At 63.3% G+C, this 24799-nt stretch carries 23 protein-coding genes and 1 tRNA gene; 9 read left to right on the forward strand and 15 right to left on the reverse strand.

Annotated elements, in window-relative coordinates:
- Positions 1-398: 398 nt before the first annotated feature.
- The 5 genes from FJ492_RS03955 to FJ492_RS03975 form a co-directional block, all read right to left on the reverse strand.
- Positions 399-1400, reverse strand: coding sequence for an Ldh family oxidoreductase (locus tag FJ492_RS03955; RefSeq protein ID WP_181166569.1), 1002 nt, complete (start codon positions 1398-1400; stop codon positions 399-401).
- A gap of 88 nt (positions 1401-1488) precedes the next feature.
- Entirely contained in the window at positions 1489-2298 is an 810-nt protein-coding gene (locus FJ492_RS03960; protein WP_140768575.1) for an ABC transporter permease, read from the reverse strand.
- Positions 2298-2963, reverse strand: coding sequence for an ABC transporter permease (locus FJ492_RS03965; RefSeq protein ID WP_140506889.1), 666 nt, complete (start codon positions 2961-2963; stop codon positions 2298-2300). The genes FJ492_RS03960 and FJ492_RS03965 overlap by 1 nt, the downstream gene beginning before the upstream one ends.
- Positions 2964-3168: 205 nt before the next feature.
- Positions 3169-3966 carry a transporter substrate-binding domain-containing protein gene (locus tag FJ492_RS03970; protein ID WP_140716408.1) on the reverse strand — a complete coding sequence of 266 codons (798 nt, stop codon included), beginning with the start codon at positions 3964-3966 and terminating at the stop codon, positions 3169-3171.
- Positions 3967-4021: 55 nt separating this feature from the next.
- Positions 4022-4837, reverse strand: coding sequence for an ABC transporter ATP-binding protein (locus tag FJ492_RS03975; protein ID WP_140506691.1), 816 nt, complete (start codon positions 4835-4837; stop codon positions 4022-4024).
- Positions 4838-5050: 213 nt separating this feature from the next.
- Between FJ492_RS03975 and FJ492_RS03980 the strand changes: the two genes are divergently transcribed.
- The 4 genes from FJ492_RS03980 (at position 5051) to FJ492_RS03995 (ending at position 9193) form a co-directional block, all read left to right on the forward strand.
- Positions 5051-5923: a dimethylarginine dimethylaminohydrolase family protein gene (locus tag FJ492_RS03980; RefSeq protein WP_140768577.1), complete on the forward strand. Its 873-nt coding sequence runs from the start codon at positions 5051-5053 to the stop codon at positions 5921-5923.
- Positions 5920-6564 carry a TetR family transcriptional regulator C-terminal domain-containing protein gene (locus tag FJ492_RS03985; RefSeq protein ID WP_246675876.1) on the forward strand — a complete coding sequence of 215 codons (645 nt, stop codon included), beginning with the start codon at positions 5920-5922 and terminating at the stop codon, positions 6562-6564. The genes FJ492_RS03980 and FJ492_RS03985 overlap by 4 nt, the downstream gene beginning before the upstream one ends.
- A gap of 105 nt (positions 6565-6669) precedes the next feature.
- Positions 6670-8250, forward strand: coding sequence for a 5-guanidino-2-oxopentanoate decarboxylase (locus FJ492_RS03990; protein WP_140768581.1), 1581 nt, complete (start codon positions 6670-6672; stop codon positions 8248-8250).
- Positions 8251-8485: 235 nt separating this feature from the next.
- A complete protein-coding gene (locus tag FJ492_RS03995) occupies positions 8486-9193 on the forward strand; it encodes an SDR family NAD(P)-dependent oxidoreductase (RefSeq protein ID WP_027142833.1) in 708 nt (235 codons plus the stop codon).
- A 132-nt stretch (positions 9194-9325) separates the two neighbouring features.
- Here the strand turns inward: FJ492_RS03995 and rpsA are convergent, their stop codons facing one another.
- The 3 genes from rpsA to aroA form a co-directional block, all read right to left on the reverse strand.
- On the reverse strand, positions 9326-11023 hold the full coding sequence (gene rpsA, locus FJ492_RS04000; protein ID WP_008872513.1) for a 30S ribosomal protein S1: 1698 nt from the start codon (positions 11021-11023) through the stop codon (positions 9326-9328).
- Between the two features lie 205 nt (positions 11024-11228).
- Positions 11229-11879 carry a (d)CMP kinase gene (cmk, locus tag FJ492_RS04005; protein WP_140768583.1) on the reverse strand — a complete coding sequence of 217 codons (651 nt, stop codon included), beginning with the start codon at positions 11877-11879 and terminating at the stop codon, positions 11229-11231.
- 272 nt (positions 11880-12151) lie between these two features.
- Positions 12152-13510: a 3-phosphoshikimate 1-carboxyvinyltransferase gene (gene aroA, locus FJ492_RS04015; protein ID WP_140768585.1), complete on the reverse strand. Its 1359-nt coding sequence runs from the start codon at positions 13508-13510 to the stop codon at positions 12152-12154.
- 206 nt (positions 13511-13716) lie between these two features.
- On the opposite strand from aroA, the gene FJ492_RS04020 reads away from it, so the two are divergent.
- Together FJ492_RS04020 and FJ492_RS04025 are read left to right on the forward strand one after the other, a co-directional pair.
- Positions 13717-14109, forward strand: a complete 393-nt coding sequence (locus FJ492_RS04020) for a TIGR02300 family protein (RefSeq protein WP_140506681.1) — start codon at positions 13717-13719, stop codon at positions 14107-14109.
- A 172-nt stretch (positions 14110-14281) separates the two neighbouring features.
- A tRNA-Ala gene (locus tag FJ492_RS04025) sits at positions 14282-14357 on the forward strand.
- Between the two features lie 371 nt (positions 14358-14728).
- Here the strand turns inward: FJ492_RS04025 and FJ492_RS04035 are convergent.
- From FJ492_RS04035 to FJ492_RS04045, 3 genes are read right to left on the reverse strand one after another with little or no spacing between them, the layout of a single operon-like run.
- A complete protein-coding gene (locus FJ492_RS04035; RefSeq protein WP_246675877.1) occupies positions 14729-15022 on the reverse strand; it encodes a hypothetical protein in 294 nt (97 codons plus the stop codon).
- Between the two features lie 36 nt (positions 15023-15058).
- The gene (locus tag FJ492_RS04040; protein WP_348641901.1) at positions 15059-15892 is read right to left on the reverse strand and encodes a Crp/Fnr family transcriptional regulator; all 834 of its coding nucleotides are present in this window, start codon (positions 15890-15892) and stop codon (positions 15059-15061) included.
- A gap of 45 nt (positions 15893-15937) precedes the next feature.
- Positions 15938-16612 (reverse strand): GntR family transcriptional regulator, encoded by a 675-nt coding sequence (locus FJ492_RS04045; protein ID WP_140768589.1) that lies wholly within the window; start codon positions 16610-16612, stop codon positions 15938-15940.
- Between the two features lie 355 nt (positions 16613-16967).
- Here FJ492_RS04045 and FJ492_RS04050 point away from each other — a divergent pair, with 355 nt between their 5' ends.
- Positions 16968-17453, forward strand: a complete 486-nt coding sequence (locus FJ492_RS04050; protein WP_140506676.1) for a hypothetical protein — start codon at positions 16968-16970, stop codon at positions 17451-17453.
- Positions 17454-17525: 72 nt separating this feature from the next.
- Here the strand turns inward: FJ492_RS04050 and FJ492_RS04055 are convergent, their stop codons facing one another.
- Positions 17526-18185: a TetR/AcrR family transcriptional regulator gene (locus FJ492_RS04055; protein WP_181165867.1), complete on the reverse strand. Its 660-nt coding sequence runs from the start codon at positions 18183-18185 to the stop codon at positions 17526-17528.
- 275 nt (positions 18186-18460) lie between these two features.
- Between FJ492_RS04055 and FJ492_RS04060 the strand changes: the two genes are divergently transcribed.
- Together FJ492_RS04060 and FJ492_RS04065 are read left to right on the forward strand one after the other, a co-directional pair.
- Positions 18461-19900 (forward strand): aldehyde dehydrogenase family protein, encoded by a 1440-nt coding sequence (locus FJ492_RS04060; RefSeq protein ID WP_140768591.1) that lies wholly within the window; start codon positions 18461-18463, stop codon positions 19898-19900.
- Positions 19901-19964: 64 nt separating this feature from the next.
- Positions 19965-20540, forward strand: a complete 576-nt coding sequence (locus tag FJ492_RS04065) for a DUF1349 domain-containing protein (protein ID WP_140506670.1) — start codon at positions 19965-19967, stop codon at positions 20538-20540.
- A 345-nt stretch (positions 20541-20885) separates the two neighbouring features.
- Here FJ492_RS04065 and FJ492_RS04070 read toward each other — a convergent pair whose 3' ends face one another.
- The 3 genes from FJ492_RS04070 to FJ492_RS04080 form a co-directional block, all read right to left on the reverse strand.
- Positions 20886-22412: a mercuric reductase gene (locus FJ492_RS04070; RefSeq protein ID WP_140768593.1), complete on the reverse strand. Its 1527-nt coding sequence runs from the start codon at positions 22410-22412 to the stop codon at positions 20886-20888.
- Entirely contained in the window at positions 22402-23742 is a 1341-nt protein-coding gene (locus FJ492_RS04075; RefSeq protein ID WP_140506666.1) for a glucoamylase family protein, read from the reverse strand. The genes FJ492_RS04070 and FJ492_RS04075 overlap by 11 nt, the downstream gene beginning before the upstream one ends.
- 230 nt (positions 23743-23972) lie before the next feature.
- On the reverse strand, positions 23973-24725 hold the full coding sequence (locus FJ492_RS04080) for an SDR family NAD(P)-dependent oxidoreductase (protein ID WP_140506664.1): 753 nt from the start codon (positions 24723-24725) through the stop codon (positions 23973-23975).
- Positions 24726-24799: the final 74 nt, after the last annotated feature.

The following is a 24799-nucleotide window of genomic DNA, read 5'->3' on the forward strand; positions in this document are numbered from 1 at the left end:
GATGGCTTGGCTGAGCCGTTTCATAGTCCGTTTTGCGCTAAAGGCAAAGGGTGACGCGTCGTCGCGTCATCCTTGTCTCTTGGGCAATTCCAGAAAAAGTGTGAAGCGGTTTTCCGCGAAAGCGCATGGCACTTTCATCATGTTTTGGCGCCGCGAACGACAGACGCAGAAAACCCCGCCGAAGCGGGGTTTTCCGGGTGACGTTCGCGCCGAAAGCAGGGTCCAACGAGGCGGCCTGACCTGAGACGGTATCAGCGTGGCGTGAAGCAAGTACGCCCGCCCCAGCCCTGAACGCATCCGACAGAAGACACCGACCGGGCAAACCCGACCCGGACAGCCATTGGTCGTCGCGAGGCGCGGGAAGGTTCACCGACGCGCGGGAAATTTCGTCAGTTTCTTCAGACCGAATAGCGCTCGGCGAATTCGGAGATGCGCTGGATCACCGCCTTGGGCGCGGTGATGCCGCGCGCCTGCGCCTTCTCGACCGCTTCGGCCCGGGCGCGGCCGGGCACATGCACGCCATAGCGTCGGCGCAGCCGGTCGAGTTGGTCCTTCATGCGCTGCTCGAAATCCGGATCGAGTAGCTTCGGCTCGACCGCGAGCACGAACAGGCCGGTTCCCGGACTGTCGGGACCGCCGCTGAACCACGGTGCGTCGAGCGACCAGTTGGCGCCCGACAGGCCCGCCGCCAGCACTTCGACCATCAGCGCGATGTTGGCGCCACGCTGGCCGCCAAAGGCAAGCATGGCGCCCTTCATGGCGGCGGCCGGGTCGGTCGTCGAATTGCCGCTGGCGTCCAGCGCCCAGCCTTCGGGAATCTTCTTGCCGTCTTCCGCCGCCTTGCGGATGTTGACGAAGGCGGTGGCGCTCGACGACTGGTCGATGACCAGCGGCGCGCCGTCGGCGGCGGGCGCGGCGAACGACATCGGATTGGTGCAATAGACCGGCTTGACCGACCCCGAGCCGGCCAGGACGGCCGGGCCGTTGGTGGCGGCGAAGGACACCAGTCCCTGCGCCGCCAGCCGGCCGGTGAAGTAGCCGAGCGCCCCGCACGTATAGGCGTTTTTCTGCGAAAAGATGGCGACGCCGAACAGTCTTGCCGCCTTGGCGAGGTCGTCGATGGTGCGGTCGAATCCGATGTGCGCCAGCCCGCGGCGTGCGTCCGAGAGATAGATGGCCAGCGCCGGCCGCGTGATCACCGGATCGGCATTGCCGTCGATGCGCCCGGCCTCGAACGCCTCGAGGTAATCGATGAAATGCGACAGCCCGACGGTGGCAAGTCCTTCCGCCTCGGCCGCGATGATCGAGGCGGTGAGCGATTGCGCCGCTTCCTCATTGGCGCCGGCGCCAAGTGCCGCCATCCGGCACAGTCCTTTTGCCTGGTCGAGACTGAGTTGCATCAGGGCTGCTCCTGAGTGAGTAGGAAATAGGGAGTAGTCAGTAGGAAAAAACCGGCAAGCAGCCCACTATTTCCTATTCACTACTCGCTTACCCGATCTTGACCGGAATCCGCGCCTCGATCCGGCTGAACGCGAAGACCAGAATGCCGGTGATCGCCATATAGATCAACGCCAGGAGCAGCAAGGGCTCGTAGGTGAGATAGGTGTCCTGCCGCACCTTGGACGAGACGGCGAAGATGTCGATCACGCTGATGGTCGCCACCAGCGGCGTCGATTTCAGCTGCAGCACGGTCTCGCCGGTCAGCGTCGGCAGCGCCCGGTAGAAGGCTTGAGGCAGCCAGATGCGGCGGAAGATCTTCCAGCGGCTCATGCCGAAGGCGCGCGCGGCTTCCAGCTGCCCCTTGGGCACGCCGGCAAAGGCGCCGCGCATCACTTCGCCTTCATAGCCGGCAAAGGACAAGGTCAGCGCCAGCACGCCGTACGGCCAGGCCTGCCTGAGATAAGGCCACATCCAGGATTCGCGGATCCATGGATATTGCGGGAACAGCGAGCCCAGCCCGTAATAGAGCAGCCATAGCTGCAGAAGCAGCGGCGTGCCGCGAATGATGGTGCAGAACACTTTCGCCGGTGCCGCGACCCAGATCGAACCGGCCGCCTGCGCCAGCCCGACGGGCAAGGCGATCATGAAGCCGAGCGTACAGGTGACGGCCAGGATCCACAGGGCACGCCAGATGCCCATCAGGCCCATTTCCCAATATTGCGGCAGCCAGTCCCAGCGCATGAAATAGGCGGCCGAGGCCACGAGCCCCAACGCGATGAGGATCAGCACGATGCGATGTGGCTGCAGCCAGAGCGAAGCGCGCGCCGCCGTGTCGATGACGGCTGTTTCGCTGGTCATCAGCGTGCCTCCTTGATGGAAGGCATGCCGCGCCGCGCCCATTTCTCGGCGCGGCCAAGCAGGAAGTTCGAAACCAGCGTCACGCAGAGATACAGCACGCCGGCGGCGAGGAAGAAAACCAGATAGGCCTTGGTGACGCCCGCCGCCTGTCGTGTCGCCAGCGTCAGTTCGAAGAAGCCGACGACGGCCAGCAGCGCGGTGTCCTTTGTGGCGATCAGCCACAGATTTGCGAGGCCCGGAATGGCGAAAGGCAGCATCGCCGGCAGTGTGATGCGCCGCAACAGCAGGCCGGGAGACATGCCGAAGGCGCGAGCGGCTTCGATCTGGCCCTGCGGAATGGCGAGGATCGCGCCGCGGATGACTTCCGTCGAATAGGCGCCCTGGACGAAGCCGAGCACGGCAATGCCGGCCACCAGCCCGCTTATATCGACACGCTGGTAACCCATCGCGGCCAGCACCTGGTTTATCAGGTCGGTACCGGCATAATAGAGCAGCAGTATCAGCACCAGTTCCGGCACGGCGCGCACCACCGTGGTGTAGACCGCGAACAGGTCGCGCACCACGGGCCCGCCGTAGAGCTTGCCATAGGCACCCCAGGTTCCAATCAGCAGGCCGACGATCGTGGCACCGACTGCGATCTCGAGCGAATGCAAGAGCCCGAGCAAAAGGGTCCCACCCCAGCCGACGGGCGCCGGCGAGAGGAGTTCGACGATGCCGGCCGCGGAGGCCGGAAGAAAGGATTCGATCAGCGTCGCCCCCGGATTGCTGGCTCGATCCGCCGGCACCAGCGGCCGGCGGCAAGCATGCGTGGACTGGCTAGCTGGAGGATGGGGACGTCAGCGCCCTGTCCTCCAGCCCATGCGAGGGTCGTCAGTTCGACTGCGTGGCGCCGCCGTAAATGTCGAAATCGAAGTATTTCTTCGAGATCTCGTCATATTTGCCGTTGGCGCGGATCGCCTTGATGCCGGCGTTGATCTTCTCTTTCAGATCGGTGTCTTCCTTGCGCACACCGGCGCCGACGCCCGGTCCGAGCACTTCGTCGTCAGGGGCCACCATGCCCTTGAGATCGCAGCAGGCCTTGCCCTGGTCTGTCTTGAGGAACTCCTTGAGCGCGATGGAATCGGCCTGCACCGCGTCGAGGCGGCCGGCGGCAAGGTCGTTGTTGGCTTCGTCCTGCGTCTGGTATTCCTTGATCTCGGATGCCGTGGGGCCGAAATGCTTCTTGGCGTAGACGGCATGCACCGTCGACACCTGGACGCCGAGGACCTTGCCCTTGAGGTCGTCAGGCGTGGCGCCGAACTTCTGGTCCTTCGGGCCAATGATCGCGGTCGGCGTGTTGTAGTACTTGTCCGAGAAGTCGATGGTCTTCTTGCGTTCGTCGGTGATCGACATCGACGAGACGATGAGGTCGATCTTCTTGGTGGTCAGCGCCGGGATGATGCCGTCCCAGGCGACAGGGGTGATGACGCAATCGAGCTTTTCCTCGGCGCAAACGGCGTCGATGAAGTCGATCTCCCAGCCGACCCATTTGCCCGAAGCGTCGGGCGAGGTGAAGGGCGCGTAGGGTTCGGCGGCGACGCCGATCTTGACCGGATCGGCTTTGGCCACGCCCATGGCGGCGACGCCGAGCAGCAGCGCCGTGGCGAATGTCTTCAGAACAGTCTTCATTTTCAGAACTCCCAGTTTGTTGTTGGTTCCCGGTTTTCTTCCGTCCCGGCCGTTCCTAGCCGATGTTGCGGATGAACTGCTTGAGCCTTTCGGATTTGGGCGCGCCGAAGATCTGCTCCGGTGGTCCCTCCTCCTCGACCAGCCCGTTGTAGAGGTAGACGACGTGGGTCGCGACCTCGCGGGCGAATTTCATTTCGTGGGTGACCAGCACCATGGTGCGGCCTTCGCGCGCCAGATCGCCGATCACCTTCAACACTTCGCCGACCAGTTCAGGATCGAGGGCCGAGGTCGGTTCGTCGAACAGCATGACACGCGGATTGATGGCCAAGGCGCGAGCGATCGCGGCGCGCTGCTGCTGGCCACCGGAGAGATAGGCCGGGTAGACATCGCGCTTCTCGGCGAGCCCGACACGCGCCAGCAGCTTTTCGGCCTGGGCGACAGCCTCGTCGCGCTTGATGCCCAGTACATGCACGGGCACCTCTATGACGTTTTCGATCAGCGTCATGTGGCTCCACAGGTTGAAATTCTGGAACACCATGCCGAGCTTGGAGCGGATGCGTTCGATCTGCCTGCGGTCGGCCGGAATGGTGTGGCCATGGCTGTCCGCCTTGAGCTTGATCTCCTCGCCATTGACACGGATGATGCCGCTGGTCGGATTTTCCAGGCAGTTGATGCAGCGCAGCAGCGTCGATTTACCCGAGCCCGAGCCGCCGATGATGGCGATGACCTCGCCGTCGCGCGCCGACAGCGATACGCCCTTCAGCACATGCAGTTGACCGAATTTCTTGTGCAGGTTCTCGACATGGATGGCTTCTGCGGCGCAGTCCTGCGCCTCGCCGGATGAGATCTTGGCAGCTGCCAGAGCGCTCACCAAATGACCTCCATATGGCCGCCGGCGGTTCGTCGAACGTCTACCCGGCTAATCAACATACGCTGTACTGCCCTGCTCCAGATTTCAAGCATGGACTCAACAGAGCGAGCCCGTCAATCCCGCTCATTACGGCACTTGCGGCCTTGTTGTGCAAGTGTATAAATAACCTCTCATGAAATTTTCTCGATTTTTTTCAGCTTAAAAAGGGCATCGATGAGCGCTTTCGGATCACAGTCCATGGCGGCGCCGCTGCGGCGCGTGCTGATGCGGTCGGCGGCCAACGCCATGCGCGACGCCGACAGGGCCGCCTGGCACTATGGCCCGGGATTCAACCCGGCGAAAGCAGCCTCGCAGCACGCGGTCCTTGCTGAACTGGTGGCCGCTTCAGGCGCCGAGATCGAATGGATCGAGGACAAGGCCGACGGACTTTCGGATTCGGTGTTCACGCACGACCCCTCGCTGATGACCGACCGCGGCGCGCTGATCCTGTCCATGGGTAAGCCGTTGCGGGCCGGCGAGCCTTCGCTGCATGAGGAAACCTACAGAAGACTGGGCATTCCGATCCTCGGCCGCGTCGAGGCTCCTGGCCAGGTCGAAGGTGGTGACTGTGTATGGGTCGATGCCCGCACGCTGGCGATCGGGCGCGGTGTCCGCTCCAACCAGGAAGGCATCCAGCAGGTTTCCAATCTGCTGACGCCGCTGGGCATTTCCGTCTACGGCTTCGATCTGCCGCTGTGGCAGGGCGAAGAGGCGTGCCTGCATCTGATGTCGGTGATCAGCCCGCTGGCCGACGACCTGGCGCTGGTCTATTCGCCGCTTTTACCGGCCCCGTTCTATCAGGCGCTGAAGGCGCGCGGCATCCGGCTGGTCGAAGGCGATGCCGAAGAGTTCGCCGCTTCCAATGGCCTCAGCCTGAACGTACTGCCGACCAGCCCGCTCAACGTCATTGCCGTCGCGGGCTTTCCCAGGACCAAGGCCGCGATGGAAGCCGCCGGCTGCACGGTTGAAATCGTCGAGGCGGATGCGCTCTGCATCGCCTGCGAAGGCGGGCCGACATGCCTGACGCGGCCGATCCTGCGCCAATGAATGCGCGCCGTAAGTTCCGTCGCGAGGGCGAGGGGCGGCGGCGGCAGGATCTGATCGAAGCGACTCTGGACAGCGTGGCGGAACATGGCCTGCAAGGCGCCAGCCTGCGCACCATCGCATTGCGTGCCGGGGTCACCGCCGGGCTGATCGGGCACTATTTCCCGGGCAAGGAAGAATTGCTGCAGGAAGCCTATACGGCGCTGGTCAGCCGCATGACCGAGCAGGCGAAGGCGGCGTTGGTCATGGACGGCGCCTCGCCGCGCCAGCGCCTTGCGGCCTTCGTCACCGCCAATCTCAATGCGCCGATCATCGACGCGCGGGTGTTTTCGCTCTGGGCAACCTTCATCGGCCGCGCCAGTGCGGATCCTGCCCTGGCCCGTGCCCACCGCGAAGGCTACCTTGGCTTTCGCAACGAGGTGGAAGCGGTTGTGGCTGAAGTGCTCGCCGCCGAACAGCACAAGCCGGACGCAAGCGAGCTGCGCCACCATGCCATCGCGATCAATGCGATCATCGACGGGCTCTGGATAGAAGGCTGCCTGGCCGGCGAGATGTTCTCGCCCGGCGAATTGGCGGCGATTGGCGTCAAGGCTGTCGAGGCCGAGCTCGGCCTCGCACCGCTAGAGCAATTCCAGGAAAAGTGAGAAGCGGTTTTCCCGGGAAAACCGCGTACGCTTTCCCTTCGCAATTGCGTAAGAAACAAAGAGACAGAGCGGAACCAATAATCCGCTCTAACCGGGAGAAAACCAATGACCACCATCGGCGAAGCATTGATTTCGCTACTCGAGGCCCATGGCGTCGACACCGTGTTCGGCATCCCCGGCGTCCACACGGTCGAGCTCTATCGGGGCCTGGCGAGGTCGAAGATCCGCCATGTCACGCCGCGCCACGAACAGGGCGCCGGCTTCATGGCCGACGGCTATGCCCGCGCCAGCGGCAGGCCGGGCGTCGCCTTCGTCATCACCGGGCCGGGTCTGACCAACACCATCACCGCCATGGGCCAGGCGCGCGCCGATTCGGTGCCGATGCTGGTGATTTCTGGCGTCAACGCCACCGATACGCTCGGCAAGGGGCTCGGCTTTCTGCATGAATTGCCTGACCAGCGCGGCATGATGGAGAAGGTGGCGCTGATGTCGGTACGCGTCACCGGGGCCAGCGAGTTGCCCGGTGCGCTGGCGCGGGCCTTCGCCCTGTTTTCCTCCTCGCGGCCCGGTCCTGTGCATATCGAGATCCCGACCGACGTCATGGTCAAGCCGGCGGACGGCATCGCCGCCCTGCTCAGCAATGCGGCGCCTCCGGCACCCAATGGTGCGGCAATTGTGAACGCGGCCAAGCTCATCGCCGCCGCGCGCCGTCCGCTGATCCTTGCCGGCGGCGGTGTCAAGAAGGCGGAAGCCCCGCTGCGGCGCCTCGCCGAAAGGCTGGGCGCTCCCGTCGTCGAGACGACCAATGCGCGCGGGTTGCTGCACCGCCATCCGCTCTGCGTACCGGCAAGTCCGAGTCTGAAGGCGGTTCGCGCGCTGATGGCCGATGCCGATCTGGTGATCGCCGCCGGCACCGAATTCGGCGCGACCGACTATGACGGCTATGGCGACGGCGGCTTTGTGCTGCCTTCAAACCTGATCCGTATCGACATCGGTGCCGACCAGCTTGCGCGGCGCCCGGTGACGGTCGCCATCCATGCTGACTGCGCCGAGGCGATCGAGGCCCTGCTTGCGGCGATCGATCCGGCCCACAGAGCCGGTGAAGATGGTCATGGCCGCGCCGCGATGGGGCGAAAGGCAGCCTTTGCCGAGTTGAGTCCGGCCTATGCGGCGCAGGTGCACGCCGTGGAAATGATCCGCGATGCCTTGCCCGGGGCCATCATCGTCGGCGACTCGACGCAGCCGATTTACGCCGCCAATCTCTATTACGACCACGACCGGCCTGGCGGCTGGTTCAATGCCGCGACCGGCTTCGGCGCGCTGGGCTATGGCCCTCCGGCGGCGATCGGCGCGGCACTCGCCATGCCCGATGCACCGGTGGTCTGCCTGACCGGCGACGGCGGCTTCCAGTTCACCTTGCCGGAGATAGCCGTAGCGCTGGATTCCGAAGCGCCTGTCATCTTCGTCGTCTGGAACAACAGGGGCTATCGCGAGATCGAGACCTCGATGCTCGATGTCGGCGTTGAACCTGTCGGCGTGTCGCCGGCGCCGCCCAATTTCTGCAAGCTGGCCGAAGCCTATGGTATTGGCGCCGAAAGGCTGGCCGACATCGGCGCCTTGCCTCAGGCGCTGAAGCACGCCCGGGCAACGGGACTGCCGCGCGTGATCGAAATCACGGTCGTTTGAACCATCCAGGCTGGCCTTGGTCCCCCGTCCGGAGGCGGATCATTCGCCGGCGTAGTCCTGAAAGGCGTGGGCCGCTTCCGGGTGGCTTCGCTATTCGACGATGTCCTGACGCATGCAAAGACGTGACGGCTGCCATGTCGAGATATCGGTTGAGTGATCGGCTGAAAGGCGCGACGCTTCGCGTCGGCGCGGCAACCAACGACAAAAGTCATAAAAATGACAGGAGCGGTCCAGGATGATGGAAACACTTGAAGGCAGGCATATCGTTGTGACCGGTGGAACCGGCGCGCTCGGTGGGGCGGTGGTCGGCAGACTGCTGGAGCAGGGCGCGATCTGCCATGTGCCGAACGCCCACGCCGCCGCGCCTTCACATTTCCCCTTCACCGCGCATGACAATGTGAAGCTGGCGCACAATGTCGACCTGTCGGACTCCGCCAAGGTCGAAGCCTTCTATTCCCAGGTCCCTGCCTTGTGGGGATCGATCCATCTGGCGGGCGGCTTTGCCAAGGCACCGGTGGAAAAGATCGAATCGGCATCCTTTGCCGAGATGATGGACACCAACGCCCGCACCACCTTCCTGTGCAGCCGCGCGGCTATCCGCTCGATGCTGGCGTCGGGCTCTGCCGGCCGCATCGTCAATGTCACCGCGCGCGCCGGGCTCGACCCCAGGCGCGGCGCCGGGATGGTCGCCTACACGGCCAGCAAGGCCGCGGTGGCCGCCATGACGGTGGCAATGGCGGAAGAGCTCAAGGCCAATGGCATCCTGGTCAATGCCGTCGCCCCCTCAACGCTCGACACGCCGGCAAACCGCGCCGACATGCCGGATGCCGATTTCACCAAATGGGTCAGCCTCGAAGCGGCGGCTGAAGCAATCGCCTATCTCGCCTCGCCCACCAACCAGGCGATGAGCGGAACGCTGGTGCCGCTTTACGGACGCGCTTAATGCATGTCGCAGCAGGTCGGGCGAATCCTAGTCGCCGCGACATGCTGTAACCGGCCTCCGACAGCATTCGTCAAAGAAAAACCCCGCCGGAGCGATCCGGCGGGGTTTTGTTTTCAAGGCTGCGAGAAGAGCTTAGCTGCCCTGCTTCTTCAGCGCGGCACCCAGGATATCGCCCAGCGAAGCGCCGGAGTCGGTCGAGCCGTACTGGGCGACCGCTTCCTTCTCTTCGGCGATTTCCAGCGCCTTGATCGAGACCTGCAGCTTGCGGGTCTTCTTATCGAAGGCGATGACGCGGGCGTCGACCTTCTGGCCGACGGTGAAGCGCTCGGGGCGCTGCTCGTCGCGATCGCGGCTGAGGTCGGAGCGCTTGATGAAGGTCTCGATGCCACTGTCGACCAGCCGCACTTCCAGACCGCCATCCTTGACGCCGATGACTTCGCAGGTGACGACCGCGTTCTTGCGCAGTTCTCCGCTCGTCGCTGCTTCGCCGACCGTGTCCTTGGCCAGCTGCTTGATGCCGAGCGAGATGCGCTCCTTGTCGATGTCGACGTCGAGCACCTGCGCCTTGACCATGTCGCCGCGATTGTACTCCTCGATGACCTGCTCGCCCGGACGGGTCCAGTCGAGATCGGAGAGGTGCACCATGCCGTCCACGTCGCCTTCGAGGCCGATGAACAGGCCGAACTCGGTCTTGTTCTTGACCTCGCCCTCGACCTGGCTGCCGACCGGATGGCTCGAGGCGAAAGCCTGCCACGGATTCTCCAGCGTCTGCTTGAGGCCGAGCGAGATGCGGCGCTTGGCCGGATCGACCTCGAGCACCACCACATCGACTTCCTGCGTCGTCGACAGGATCTTGCCGGGGTGCACGTTCTTCTTCGTCCACGACATTTCCGAAACGTGGATGAGACCCTCGATGCCCGGCTCCAGCTCGACGAACGCGCCGTAGTCGGTGATGTTGGTGACGGTGCCCTTGATCTTCTTGCCGATCGGGAACTTGGTGCCGATCTCGGACCACGGGTCGCTCTCGAGCTGCTTCATGCCGAGCGAGATACGGTGGGTTTCCTGGTTGATGCGGATGATCTGCACCTTGACCGTCTGACCGATGTTGAGGATTTCGGTCGGATGGTTGACGCGGCGCCAGGCCATGTCGGTGACGTGCAGCAGTCCATCGATGCCGCCGAGGTCGACGAACGCACCGTAGTCGGTGATGTTCTTGACGACACCCTCGACAACCTGGCCTTCTTCGAGGTTCTGCACGATCTCCGAACGCTGTTCGGCGCGGCTCTCCTCAAGCACGGTACGGCGCGACACCACGATGTTGCCGCGGCGGCGATCCATCTTGAGGATCTCGAACGGCTGCGGGTTGTGCATCAGCGGGGAAACGTCGCGGATCGGGCGGATATCGACCTGGCTGCGCGGCAGGAAGGCCACGGCGCCGTCGAGGTCGACGGTGAAGCCGCCCTTGACCTGGTTGAAGATGACGCCTTCGACGCGCTCACCCTTGGTGAACTTCTCTTCGAGACGGACCCAGCTCTCTTCGCGGCGGGCCTTCTCACGCGAAAGCATCGCTTCGCCAAGCGCGTTCTCGATGCGCTCGACATAAACTTCGACGGTGTCACCGACCTTGAGAGTGGTGTCCTTGCCCTTGACGCCGAATTCCTTCAGCGGCACGCGGCCTTCGACCTTGAGGCCGACGTCGATGATGGCCATGTCCTTTTCGATCGCGGTGATCGTGCCCTTGACGACCTGACCTTCGCCGGAGTGGCCGGCGGTGAATGATTCTTCGAGCAGGCTCGCGAAATCATCGCGAGTGGGATTTGCAGCTGACATTGTTTCTCCTGGAGTGCCCCGCATCTCAAGCGGGACGGGCGCCGTGGGTTAGCGTTGCGTTGGCCTGCCGGCGTTCCGGGCTAAAAGCCCTGGGCCGCTTTTTGGGCGGCAATTCCGGCGCATGAAGAATGCTGGCAGGCTGGTTCGTGCCCGATATGGGTATTTTCTTCGCCTCCGGCAATCGGAAGCAGCATGAAAACCCGGATCAGGCCTTGTTTCTCTTGGCCAGCACGTCGTCGATGACAGACATGGCCGCGAGAAACGCGGCTTCTATAGCCATTTCGCTGGTATCAAGCAAGTGCGCGTCGGGGGCCGGCTTCAAGGGCGAGTCGGCCCGGCCCATGTCGCGCTCGTCGCGGCGTTGGATATCGGCAAGGATTTCGGCGAAATTGGCCGTGCCGCCGATGCTTTCGATCTCGGCCAGCCGCCGTTTTGCCCGCACTTCGGCGCTGGCCGTCACGTAGAGTTTTATGTCGGCGTCGGGGCATACGACGGTGCCGATGTCGCGGCCGTCAAGCACCGCACCCGGCGGCGTCCTGGCGAAGTCGCGCTGCTTTTCGACCAGGATGCGGCGCACGGTCGGGAAAACCGCGATCTTCGAAGCCGCTTCGCCAACCGCATGCGCCGACAGCACCGCCCGGTCGAGTTTTGCCAGGTCGACCTGGCGGGCAGCGGTCTCGGCCGCCGAGACATTGTCGAGCGGCAGGCCCAGCCGCAGCAGCGCATGCGCCACAGCGCGGTAGGTAAGCCCGGTGTCGAGCAGGTTCAGCCGATAGTGATCGGCGAGCCGGCGGGCGAGCGTGCCCTTGCCGGCGCCGGCAGGGCCGTCGATGGCGATGGTGAAGGTGTGGGTCATTGGCATACAGACGCCTTACGCATGGAAAAAGGCCCCTGCGACTTCGTCATCCTAGGGCGTAGCGAACGCGAAGCGGAGCGAAGACCCTGGGATCCATGCCGTGACTTCAGCCAAAGAACGCTGCGGATCAGAATTTTGCACCGTCGCGGCGCGTTGAGGTCATGGCATGGATCCTGGGGTCTGCGCCGCGTCGCTGCGCTCCTTGCTTCGCCCCAGGATGACGAAGCACGGGATGTTCCCAGCCAATCTCCAAGGTTTGCGATTGCCACTTGTCACCCAATCTTCGCGCCAAGTCCCTTCATCAACCCCATGAACTCCGGAAAGCTCGTCGCGATCATCGCCTGGTCGTCGATCGTCACCGGCTTCTCCGTCGCCAGTCCCATCACCAGAAAGCTCATGGCGATGCGGTGGTCGAGATGGGTCTCAACGGTCGTGTCCCGCCCGTTGGGATGACCGCCCAGACCCTTGCCGTCCGGCCTGCCGCGCACAGCAAGCGAAGCTTCGCTCTCGGTGCAGTCGACGCCGTTGAGTTTCAACCCGGTGGCCACGGCCGAGAGCCGGTCGGACTCCTTCACCCGCAGTTCTTCCAGCCCCTGCATCAGCGTCTCGCCCTCGGCGAAGCTGGCGGCAACGGCCAGCACCGGATACTCGTCGATCATCGACGGCGCCCGCTCGGGAGGCACGGTGACGCCTTTCAGTTCGGAGTAGCGCACGCGCAGGTCGGCGACGTCCTCGCCGCCGGCATTGCGCGGGTTCAAGATGTCGATCTGGCCGCCCATCTCCTGCAGCGTGAGAAGCAGGCCGGTGCGGGTGGGGTTCATCAGCACATTTTCAATCGTGATGTCCGAGCCCGGTACGATCAGCGCCGCCACCAGCGGGAAACCCGCCGATGAAGGGTCGCCTGGCACCGCGATGGTCTGGCCGGTCAGCTTGCCCTGGCCTTCGATGAAGATGTGGCGCACGCCGCGCTCGTCGGTCTCGACCGACAGGTTGGCGCCAAAGCCTTTCAGCATCTTTTCGGTATGGTCGCGCGTCATCACAGGTTCGATCACCGTGGTAATGCCTGGCGTGTTCAGCCCGGCCAGCAGTACGGCCGACTTCACCTGCGCCGAGGCCATCGGCACGCGGTAGGTGATCGGTGCGGCGTGTTTTGGGCCATGCAGCGTGATCGGCATGCGGTCGCCGGGCGTGGCTTTGAGCACCTGCACGCCCATCTGGCGCAAGGGTTCAAGCACGCGCCCCATCGGCCGGCCGGATAGCGAAGCATCGCCGATGAAGGTCGTCTCCATGTCGTAGGTGCCGACTAAGCCCATGGTCAGCCGCGAGCCGGTGCCGGCATTGCCGAAGTCGAGCGGTCCTTCCGGCTGCAGCAGCGCCCCGTTGCCGGTACCGCGGATCACCCATTCGGCGCCGTGCTTCTCTATATGCGCGCCCATCGCCTTCATGGCCGCCCCCGTGCGCATCACGTCCTCGCCTTCGAGCAGGCCGGTGATGCGGGTTTCGCCCGAGGCGAGCCCTCCGAACATGAAGGAGCGGTGCGAGATCGACTTGTCGCCCGGCACGCGGGCCGTGCCGGAAAGGGCTGGTGACTTGCGGGCGATGGCCGGCTTGGCAGCGGCGGCGTGAGACATGGAATTTCCCTGGACGGATGCCGGCTGACCGGCGCTTTTCATTTGTTGCGGCGGTCTCGTATCACGGCGAGGCGAAATGGTCATCCCCATGGTCCTCACTTGGCGCGAGGCCTTTCAATGCTTGGTTTTGTGACGCCGGCTTTTCGCTTTGACAGCGCTGCAAACTGTGGTTAAGGGGACCACTCTTTTATTGACGAGGCTTGGCCGTGGTAAAAACCGAACTTGGCACAAAACGTATCGACCCTGAAACGGGCCGGAAATTCTACGACCTGAACAAGGACCCGATCGTCTCGCCCTATACCGGCAAGAGCTATCCACGTTCCTATTTCGATGAAGGCAAGATCGCCGCCGTCGAGGAGGAGGAGGAGGAAGTGGCCGAGAAGGAAGTGGACGCCGAGGACGAAGAGGGCGTCGAGGTCGTCTCGCTCGAAGAGGCGGAAGACGATACCAAGAGCGACGATCTTCCCGATCTCGGGGACGACGAGGATGACGTCGACCTCGGCGACGACGAGGATGACACCTTCCTCGCCGACGAAGAGGAAGAAGAAGACGACGTTTCCGACATGATCGGCGTCGGCGACGACGATGACGAGGTCTGACAAGGTCTCGAACGCGAGCCTTTGCCGGCTTTCACCGCCTGTGAAGAAAAAGCCGCCGATGAAGGCTTGATATCTGGGAAAGGCGGGGTTAGAAGCCGCCTGCACTAACGGCGCGGTCTTCCAACCCGCGCCGATCTCTCGCCGGAAACGGCGCCGGCTGACTGCCGGGAGTGGGGCCATAGCTCAGTTGGGAGAGCGCTTGAATGGCATTCAAGAGGTCGTCGGTTCGATCCCGATTGGCTCCACCAAACAGTCTATTTAGGACAACCCTTTGAAGTGTACTGATCTGGCGTGACGTCTCCAGCTTCGCGGTGACGTCTGACTTGGGCTGCGCATCCGGATGCCCCCTCATTCAACAAATCAGGGGCGACCGAGCTCGAACGGTCACGGAACGTCGGCGTCGAATTCGATGGCAAATCCCGCATCTATCGCGCTTCGCGCTACGTGGTCGCCAAGTTCCCAATCCGTGAGCTCGCAAAGCGGAAACATGTTTCTTACGGCGCGGATAATTTCGGATAGCGAAACGCAGGGGCTGTCAACATTGTCGATCAGGTAGCGGACAATCGCCTGGCGAACCTCCGTGGAAACAGTCCTCTGCGCCAGCGCGGACATCTCCGGCCTATGAATGGAGACGCGGTGCTGAGCCGTCTGGCTCTGCCGCGTCGAAGGCGACGGGCACCATGTGAGCGATGCAGGCCGCCGCCAACATCTCCTCCAATTCGTGATCGGTGGCCTTACATTTCGGCATAAGTGTTCGGATGGCGCGGATTGCTTGTGCAATGGAGAGAAAGCGGGCCTTGCCCCTGGAAAGGACATAGGCTTCGGCCGCTCCTTCCACCGTGATGGTGTGAAACGTATTGGTCATCAAGAATGCCTCCCTGAAATCCAAGCCAATACGACTTTCGACCAACATGCGGCGCTCTTCAAGGCTCTGTCCGATTCCGGACAGTCAGCCGGCGATGCCGAAGTGACGCTGCTCCTCCTCGCCATATGCGCCGTGCGTGAGTTTTATCATTCCGGTGCGGTCGACAATCGTGATCTCGCCGCGCTTGGCGTGAACAAGCCCTCGATATTCAAGCATCTGGAGAGCCGTGGTAACGCCGGGGCGTCGGGAACCAAGCATGGTCGCCAGAAATTCATGTGTCAGATAGATGATATCTCCTTCGGCGCGGTCGTTGACCATAAGCAACCAGCGGGCCAGCCGTTCCTCGATTTTCGAGTGGCCATTGACCAGCGCCGTTCGCGAAGACTGGATCAGGAATTCGTGGGCGTAGCGAAGCAGTGACGGGCGAAGGGTCTGGCTGCCGGCGATCGCCATGCGAAGCGGTTCAACCGGCAGGGACCAGCCTTTGCTGGCGACCTGGATATAGGTTTCATTGGGAGACCTGTCCTGGCCGAGGACGACCGCAATGCCCGTCATGCCGTCATAGCCGATCAGGCCGACTTCGCTTTGCCGCCCTCCGGTCATGGCGGCGACCACCGATGCGATACCGGTCTCGGGGAAATATACATGCTCGATCGGCTGATATGCGATCTCCAGCCGGGCTTTGATGGCCAGTTCGACGTGATGCATCGATGGCCGTAAAAGCGCGAAATCCTCAGGCGTGAGGGTATTCAAAACATGGTTGCGAAAAGTCGATTGAGGCATGGCTCTTCTCCCTGACGGGCAAGAGCACGTACCTCTCACTGTCGGCTGCATCCGGATAAATGGCGGCCGATAATTAAGTCTACGCCCCATAGGCGGGCTTGGCAAATAATTGCGCCCCGCGTCGGGCGAGGCCACCCTAAGACCCTTCTTCCTGCGACGATCGCTTCCGGTCGCGGGTTTTCAGTCGAGAAGGTCGGCGGCGACTTCGAGCGTGTTGCGGAACGACGTCTCGAGGTGGTTTTCCATCGCCTGTGCCGCGCCCTCGGCATCGTGTCGCTTCAGGGCGTCGAGAATGGCTTCGTGCTGCTCGATCGTCTGTTCGCCATAGCCGGGCTTTGGAATGGCGAGGTAACGGCCGCGGTCCATCTGCGCCTTCGAGATGTCGACCGCCCGCCAGATCATCGGCAGGCCGCAGATTTCGGCAATAGTGCGATGGAAGACATCGTCGAGCTGGATCGCGGTCGCGTATCTGCCGCGCGATATGGCAAGCCTGTGCGCCGCCATATTGTCCTCCAGCAGTTCGGCGGACGCCGGCGTGAGCTTGACGGCCGCGCGCCTGGCGCTCTCCATCTCCAGGGTCCGGCGGATGATATAGGCTTCCTCGAGATCGGCGCGGCTGATCGGCGCGACATAGGTGCCGGTCTGCGCCAGGATCTTGACCAGGCCTTCGTCGCTGATGCGCTTGACCGCTTCCCGCACCGGCGTGCGCGAAACGCCGAGCGCCTCCGCGATGGCCACCTCGTTGATCACTTCCCCCGGCTTCATCTGTCCGACGACGATCAGGTTGCGGATCTTCTGATAGATCTGATCGCGGAGCGGCAGCGCCCGATTGAGGGTCGAAGGGTCCAAGTCCATGGCAAATCCATAGCTTCGTTCACCGGGAATGGTCAGATTATATTAGAATGTAAATCGGAATGGGAGCCTCGGTCGACGCGGACTGGCCGGCACGCTCGACGCTGGCGCAGCGCCCGCACGCACACGCTGCACGATCCGGTGCGCTGGAAACATTAGATCCTCGGCAAATATTTCCTCAACGGCGAAAATCCGCCGCTGCACGCCTGGAGCTGATTTATCACCGGCGGCCGGGACGAGCGGCACCGTCGAGCTAAGTGGCTTCGCCCTTGTCGGTTATCCCGGGTGAAAGCTTACCCGCAATTTACGACCATCGGCTACATCAGTTCCTGTCTGATTCGCCCGGGACAGGAACATCATGAGCAAAGCCCTCACATCCTTCGCACTGGTCGCGGTGCTGACCGCCTTGCTCATGGCGCTGAGCCTGGCGGTGGCAAGGCACGGCTATCCCTATGGCGCGATCGGTGTGAGACGGCTAGACGGCATCGCCGATGCCGGCACGTTCATTCCACTTGCAGCGGTCTATTTCTTTAGCGCCCTGCTGATGATGATCCTGCCGATCAGGGCAGCCAGCATTGTCCTGACCAACGCCGCGGACGCGGTCTTCTGGACCGTCATCGTGCTGTTCGCGGCCATCCTTGGCTGCCTCGTCGCCAGGTGGGCTTTCGGTCAGCGGGATATCTTGTGGGCGGTGTTGAACTGGCGCTTCCTGTTTGCGGCCGCGATCATCGGCTGTCATTTCGTCATGAACGAGTTGCGCCGCAACGTGCTGCTGCGCAGCCTGTTCTTCGTGATCTTTGCCGCCGCCACGCTGGCCTGCCTGTTCTGGTCGTTTACGCTTTGAGCATGATCAGCGCTGGCTAATTTCGGCGGCGATGTTGCCGACATCGATGCGCAGCTTGCTTTCAGGGGACGGCTACCGGGTGCGGGAGACGGTCTTCTCGACGTAGCGCGAGAAATCCTCGATATCCTGGGGCGAGGGCTCCCGGCCGGTGAAGCTGCGCAGATAGGCGGCAACATGCGGCAGGCGGCTGCTCATCGGCTCGTTGAGTTCCAGCGAATAGTAGCCGATCTGCATGAAATAGAGCACGCGCGCGCGCACGAACGCGTCTTCCCCCTCATAGCCATGACGCATGAACATGTCGCGTATGGCATTGACGCGTTCTTCGTCGGCCTCATCGAGCGCACGCCGGATGGTCGGGGAGCGGCGCGCCCAGGCCCGGATCGCGAAATCCAGCCGGGGGTCGAACAGCTTTTCGTCCACCCAGCATTCGAAAATGCTCATCACCCCGCGAATGACAGTCGCGGAAGGGCGTTGGGCGCGCTCGACGATGAATCGGGTATTGGTCTGTCGCCAGTGGTCCAGCAACTGGTCGAGCAGGTCCTGGCGGCTCTTGAAATACCAATAGAAGCTCGAGCGCGAGACGTCGAGCTGCTGGCCTAGCGTCAGCACACGGACGCGTTCGACGCCATCCGAGATCAGGGTTTCAAGCGCGAGCTTCAGCCAGTCGTCCCGAGTGGCCTTGATGTTGCCGGTGGCGCCGGCACGCTGGATCGTCGTCTCGGGTGCTGCCATCAGCACGACGCTTGACACGCCGCATCGGGCAAATCAAGGTCGTGGACATATCTGTACAGGGCAATTCGACCTTGACCCGGAGCGCTATCCACCGATGTTAGCCGGATTGGTTGTCGACGCGGCACTGTCGCCGCTGCACCGAAGGCATGAGCATGGGCCGGGGACTTTTGTCGCGGCCTTCCAGCCCAGTGCGTGCTTTCCCGCAACGCAATTGTCTGGCAAATACCCCTTCAGACAGATGCGGCCGCGCGGCCAGCAAGCAGGAAGGCAAGGACATGACAGCGTTTCGAAAGAACCTCATCGATGGCGAATGGGTCGGCGATGCCGGGTCCCGCAACATCAATCCTTCGGATACGGGCGACGTCGTCGGCGAATATGCCTCGGCGGGCGTCGAACAGGCGAGCCAGGCGATAGCGGCGGCCAAGGCGGCGTTTCCGGCGTGGTCGCGCTCCGGTCCGCTGGCCCGTCATGCAGTGCTGAAAAAGGCGGCCGACGAGATCATGGCGCGCAAGGACGAACTCGGCCGCAATCTTGCGCGCGAGGAAGGCAAGACGCTGGCCGAGGGCATTGGCGAGACCATTCGCGCCGCCCAGATATTCGATTTCTTTGCCGGCGAAACATTGCGCCTGTCGGGAGAGGTGGTGCCAAGCGTGCGGCCGGGCGTCGGCGTCGAGATCACGCGCGAAGCGGTCGGCGTGGTCGGCATCATCACGCCGTGGAATTTCCCCATCGCCATTCCCGCCTGGAAGATCGCTCCGGCGCTGGCTCACGGCAACACCATCGTCTTCAAGCCGGCCGAACTCGTTCCCGAGAGCGCCTGGTCCATCGTCGACATCCTGCATCGCGCCGGCCTGCCCAAGGGCGTGCTGAACCTCGTCATGGGCAAGGGCTCGGTGGTCGGCCAGGCAATGCTCGACAGCCCCGACGTCAATGCCATCTCCTTCACCGGCTCGGTGGGAACCGGCAAGCGCGTTGCCGCGGCAAGTGTCGAGCACATGCGCAAGTTCCAGCTCGAAATGGGCGGCAAGAACCCGCTGGTCGTGCTCGACGATGCCGATTTGGCGGTCGCCGTCGATTGCGCGCTGAACGGCGCCTTCTTCTCGACCGGCCAGCGCTGCACGGCCTCGTCGCGTTTGATCGTCACCAACGGCATCCACGACCGTTTCGTCGACGCGCTCAAGGAGCGCATGGAAAAGCTGGTGATCGGCGATGCGCTCGACGCGCAGACCCAGATCGGCCCGGTTGTCGACGCGACCCAGCTCAAGCAGGACGAGGACTATATCGCCATCGGTGTCCGGGAAGGCGCCACGCTTGCCTTCGGCGGCGAGCGGCTCGACCGCAAGACGCCGGGTTTCTATCTCAAGCCGGCGCTGCTGACCGAGGCCACCAATGCAATGCGCAGTTCGCGCGAGGAGATTTTCGGCCCCGTCGCCAGCGTCATCCGCGTCCAGGACTATGCCGAGGCACTTGCCGTCGCCAACGACACGCCGTTCGGGCTGACCTCGGGCATCTGCACCACGAGCCTCAAGCACGCCACGCATTTCAAACGCAACTCCGAAGCCGGCATGGTGATGGTCAACCTGCCGACGGCGGGTGTGGACTTCCACGTTCCCTTCGGCGGGCGCAAGGGCTCGAGCTTCGGCCCGCGCGAACAGGGCCGCTATGCCATGGAGTTCTACACCACGGTAAAGACCGCTTATACGTTCGCGGGATGAGTTGGCGCGCCGGCTGACGGGCCGGCGAACCGTCACCTCACCAGAAACCGGACCGGTGCAAGCGATGACGTTGCAGGACCTGACCTGGCTCAACCCGCCACCGCATCACGCCATCGAAGGTGATGGCGTGCGTGTGCGCACCGGTAAGGAGACCGATTTCTGGCGCGAGACCTTCTATGGTTTCTGGCGCGACAACGGCCACTTCCTGTCTGGGCGGGTCGAGGGCGACTTCACCGCCGAGGTCACCGTCAAGGGCGACTACAAGGTGCTTTACGACCAGGCCGGGCTGATGGTCCGGCTGAGCGAAACACACTGGATCAAGGCCGGCATCGAATACACCGACGGCCTTGCCTATGTCTCGGTCGTTGTCACCAACGACACCTCGGACTGGTCGCTGGTGGCCATCGCCGCTGGCCCGGACGGCGTCAGGATCCGCCTGACCCGCCACGGCGAAGCGATCCGTGTCCAGTATCTCGACGCTTCCGACGGTCATTGGAAGCCGGTGCGGCTCGCCTATTTCCCGATCTCGAAGATGGTCGATGTCGGCATGATGTGCTGTTCGCCGCAGCGTGAAGGTTTCGAGGTCACGTTCTCCGGATTTTCGGTCGGCCCACCGATTGCGCGGGACCTGCACGACTGACGCCCGCAAACTATCTGGAGCCTCTGCGCGAGGAGCTTCGGCGGGCGGCCGCCCCACCACGGGATGTGTAGGATTTCCAGCTTGGGCAGGCCGACCGGCCGGATGCCGAGGTCGTTGGCAAGGAGGCGCCACGAATCGAGCAGCATCCGGTCGCTCCTTTCGGGATTTTCGACGAGCTCCACACCAGGCAATCCGGCAGCGTCCGCACGGTTGCCTCGGGGATCGTCGGATAGACGCTGTCGGTCGCGGCTTCGGCGGACAGCACGTTGGGAATTCCATCGGGAGCGACATCGATCGGCACCTCGTGCCGAAAGACCGATCAGCTTGTCGCAATGGTTTTTGGGGTTATCGCCTGGACCATGCCAGCCAGCGCGCCGCCAGGCGCCTGCGCATGGAGGTGAACCGTGTCCGCCTGTAGGCGTCGCCCGCCATCTTGATGCCTTGCGTCTGTGTCGGGAAGGGATGGATGACATCGGCCAACGCATGCAATCCCACGCCCGATTGGATGGCGAGGGTCACCGTGTTGATCATCTCTCCGGCATGGCTGGCGACGACCGTCGCCCCCAGGATGCGGTCGGACCCCTCCCTGACATGGATCTTGACGAACCCTTCTTCCTCGCCGTCCATCACGGCACGGGCGACATCGTGCATCAGCACGGTGTAGGTCTTGACCGGAATGCCGTTGCTGCGCGCCTCCAGGGGGTAGAGACCGACATGGGCGATCTCCGGATCGGTATAGGTGCACCAGGGAATGACGAGTTCACTGAGCCTTTCGCGGCCGCGAAACAAGGCATTGCGCACGACAATGCGCGCCGTTGCCTCGGCGGTGTGGGTGAACTTGTAGTCGAGGCAGACGTCGCCCGCCGCGTAGATGTGCGGGTTGCTGGTTCGCAGATAATCATCCACCTTGATTCCGCTGGCATCGTACGCCACGCCAGCCTCTTCGAGGTCGAGACCCGCGACATTGGGTGAACGGCCGACGCCGGTGATGATCTCGTCCACCGAAATCGTCGTCGTGTCGCCATCCCGCATCAGGTCGGCGGCCTTCTTTCCGCCCTCCATCCGCACCGCCACCACTTCGGTGTTCAGGCGCACCTCCACCCCCTCGCGCGCCAGCGCATCCGAAAGGATCTGAGCGGCGTCGCGCTCCTCGCCGGGCAGGAACATCGGATCGCTCTGCGCCAGGATGACTTTCGCGCCGAGCAGGCAGAAGGCCTGCGCCGTCTCGCAGCCAAGCGGACCGCCGCCGATGACGAGGAGCCGCGGCGGGCATTGCGTAAGGTCGAACATCGTCTCGTTACTGAGATAGCCGGCTTCGACCAGCCCCGGAATGGCAGGGAAGGCGGGATGCGCGCCTGTCGCTATCAGCGCCTTTTTGAAATGCAGCGTGCTGTCCGCGACCGCGACCGTATCGCGTCCGGCAAATCGCGCCTCGCCGAAATAGAGATCGATTCCTTCCGAAACCAGGCTCGCGGCGGAATCGGCACGGCTGATCCGCTGCCGGATCTGCCGCATCCGTGTCATGGCCCGTTGAAAATCGACACGAAGATGGTCCGGGGGGTCGCCGCCAAAACTCTCGGCATCGCGCATGTCGGCATAAAGCCTGGCCGTGCGGATGATCGACTTCGACGGAATGCTGCCGACATTGACGCAGGCGCCGCCGACCAGTCCACGCTCGATCAGCGCGACCTTCGCTCCAACGCTCGCCGCGTCATGCGCGGCGGTCAACCCTGCCGGCCCGGCGCCGATGACGACGAGATTGTAGGGGCCGTTCGGGATCGGGTTCTTCCAGTGCGGAGGATGGGCGCCCCTGATCAGTTCAACGTCGTTGCGGTCGACGGGGAAGGCGGCTCTCGTCGGTTCACCTGACATCGCGCCCCCCGGTTGCCGGCCGCGACAGCCACCCGCCGGTGAAGCCAGCCTTGCCCAAGCCGCGACGGATGTGGGGATTGGAGCGCATGAGCTCCCAGATCAGGCCGGAACGGTGGTTTTCGATCATCATCACCGCAATACCCTGGTCCAGTCCGTAATGGCCTTCCGACACCCAGCCGTTGCGGCCGAATTTTCGCCGGTTGGCCAATGTCGGGTTGAAACCGCTCGGCAGCCGGAAATTGTCGATCACGTCCGGGTAACGATCGACGAGGTGGCGTAGCGCCGCCAGGCAGATATCCGGCGCGAAAGGCAGCGACGCCGGATAGGACCATGGCGCGATCGTGCCGTCATCCGGACCGAAAGGCGCGCCGCGCGCCGCATAACCGGAAAACCGGTGGCGCCGTCGCTGCACGCTGGCGCGGAAGCCGCCTGGTCCGTCGCCTGCCGAAAGGCCCCACAGGTTCTCGCCATAGCCGTCAAAGCCGTAAGGATTGTGCCGGGCGTAATCGCGGTGAAGGTGTGTCGAGCGGCGGCTGTTTTCGAAATAGTCAGAATTCTTCTCGCGCATGAAAGCGTCGCGGATGCCGGCGAAATCGATCCAGGCATGTGAGAACTGGTGCATGAACAGCGGCCCGCCATAGAGCACGTCGTGGCCGTAGATGTTTTCCCATTGATAGGTCGCCGTCCAGGCCTCGTAGCTGCCGTCGGAACTCGGGCGGTCCGGTGAGGCCATGGACAGCACATAGAGGATCGTCGCTTCGTTGTAGCCTTCCCAGCCATAGTGCAGAAAGCCGCTCCTGGCCTTCCAGCCCTGGCGGAGCGTCGGGCTGCTGCCTTGCGCCCATCGCCAGTCGACGCGCCTGTAGAGCGCCTCGGCCAGTTGGCGGATTTCGGCCTCATCGTCATTGTTCCCGGAAAAATAGGCGCCCGCCACCAGCATGCCGGCGATCAGCAAGGCGGTGTCGACCATCGACAGCTCGCAGCGCCAGACGCGCAAACCGGTCCGCATGTCGAGGAAGTGGTAGTAAAAACCTTTGTGGCCGGTGACGTCGTGGCCGCTGCCTTGCGTGCTGGTCTGGAAGAAGCGTAGCGCCGCAAGGGTCAGCCTGGCAGCCGCGTCGCGCGCTATCCAGCCACGTTCGACGCCGATCGGATAGCAGGACAGGGCGAAACCGACGACGGCGATGCTGCACGGTGAATTGGGCCGCGACGTGTCGGCGACCAGCCCGTTGTCGGGGTTCACATTCTCCAGGAAATAGCCGAAGGCGGCGCGTTGATAGCGGTCCAGAAGCTCGTCATCGGCCAGCGCGGCGGGATCTGCTCTAAGCAAACGATGCAAACTCCAACATGATGATCGCGGCTCCCGTTGATCGCACATCACCGGCACGGTGGCCGGGGGGCGTCGCACCTGCCGGGCTCTCTCGTCGTGTCATGGCATTTCCCTGTTATGGCACGTTCATTGGGACGTCAGCTCCCATAAGCCTGTCCAGCTTCCAATCGTTGCTTCGTCACGCGGAGTTGTAGTTGGCTCGCGCCAACTCGGAACTGCCTCGATACGGCTCAATAAGTGGCGCGGCCGCCCGAAACGTCAAACACGGCGGCCGTGGTGAACGAGCATTCCTCCGAGGCGATCCATGAGATCAGCGCCGCCACCTCCTCGACCTCGCCGAAGCGAGCCATCGGTATCTTGGACAGCATGAAGTCGATGTGCTCCTGGCTCATCTGCTTGAAGATCGCTGTGCGTACGGCGGCCGGCGTCACGCAATTGACCGTCACCTTGGTCTTGGCGAGCTCCTTGCCGAGCGACTTGGTCAGGCCGATCACCGCCGCCTTCGACGTGCTGTAGGCGGAAGCGTTGGGATTGCCTTCCTTGCCGGCGATCGAGGCGATGTTGACGATGCGGCCATAGTTGCGCTCGAGCATGTGCGGCACCAACGCCTTGTTGCAGTAGAAGACGCCGTTGAGGTTGATGTCGATGACCATTTGCCAATCCTCGGCCGAATAGGACCAGGTCGTCATGTTCGGCCCGGTGATGGCGGCGCTGGTGACCAGTATGTCGACGCCGCCGAGGGCTTCGATAGTCGATTGTGCGGCGGCCTCCACACTTGCCGAATCCGCAACGTCCATCATCACCCCATGCAGGCCGGGAATAACGGCTTTCGCCTGTTCGATCTGTGCGGGATCGCGATCCCAGACGCTGACGCGCCCGCCTTCGTCGACGATCCTCTGCGCGACCGCCAGGCCGATGCCCGAGGCGCCGCCGGTAATCACCGCCGCGCGGCCGGCGAAGCGTCCCGCGAAATTCATCGGCATGTGATCCCCTCCCTGTCTATCCTGGCTGAAAGCCGATCTATGTGATGGCCTTTCCATTCGAGATTGTGAGATTA

The sequence above is a fragment of the Mesorhizobium sp. B2-5-4 genome, from assembly GCF_006441095.1.
Classification (GTDB): Bacteria; Pseudomonadota; Alphaproteobacteria; order Rhizobiales; family Rhizobiaceae; genus Mesorhizobium; species Mesorhizobium salmacidum.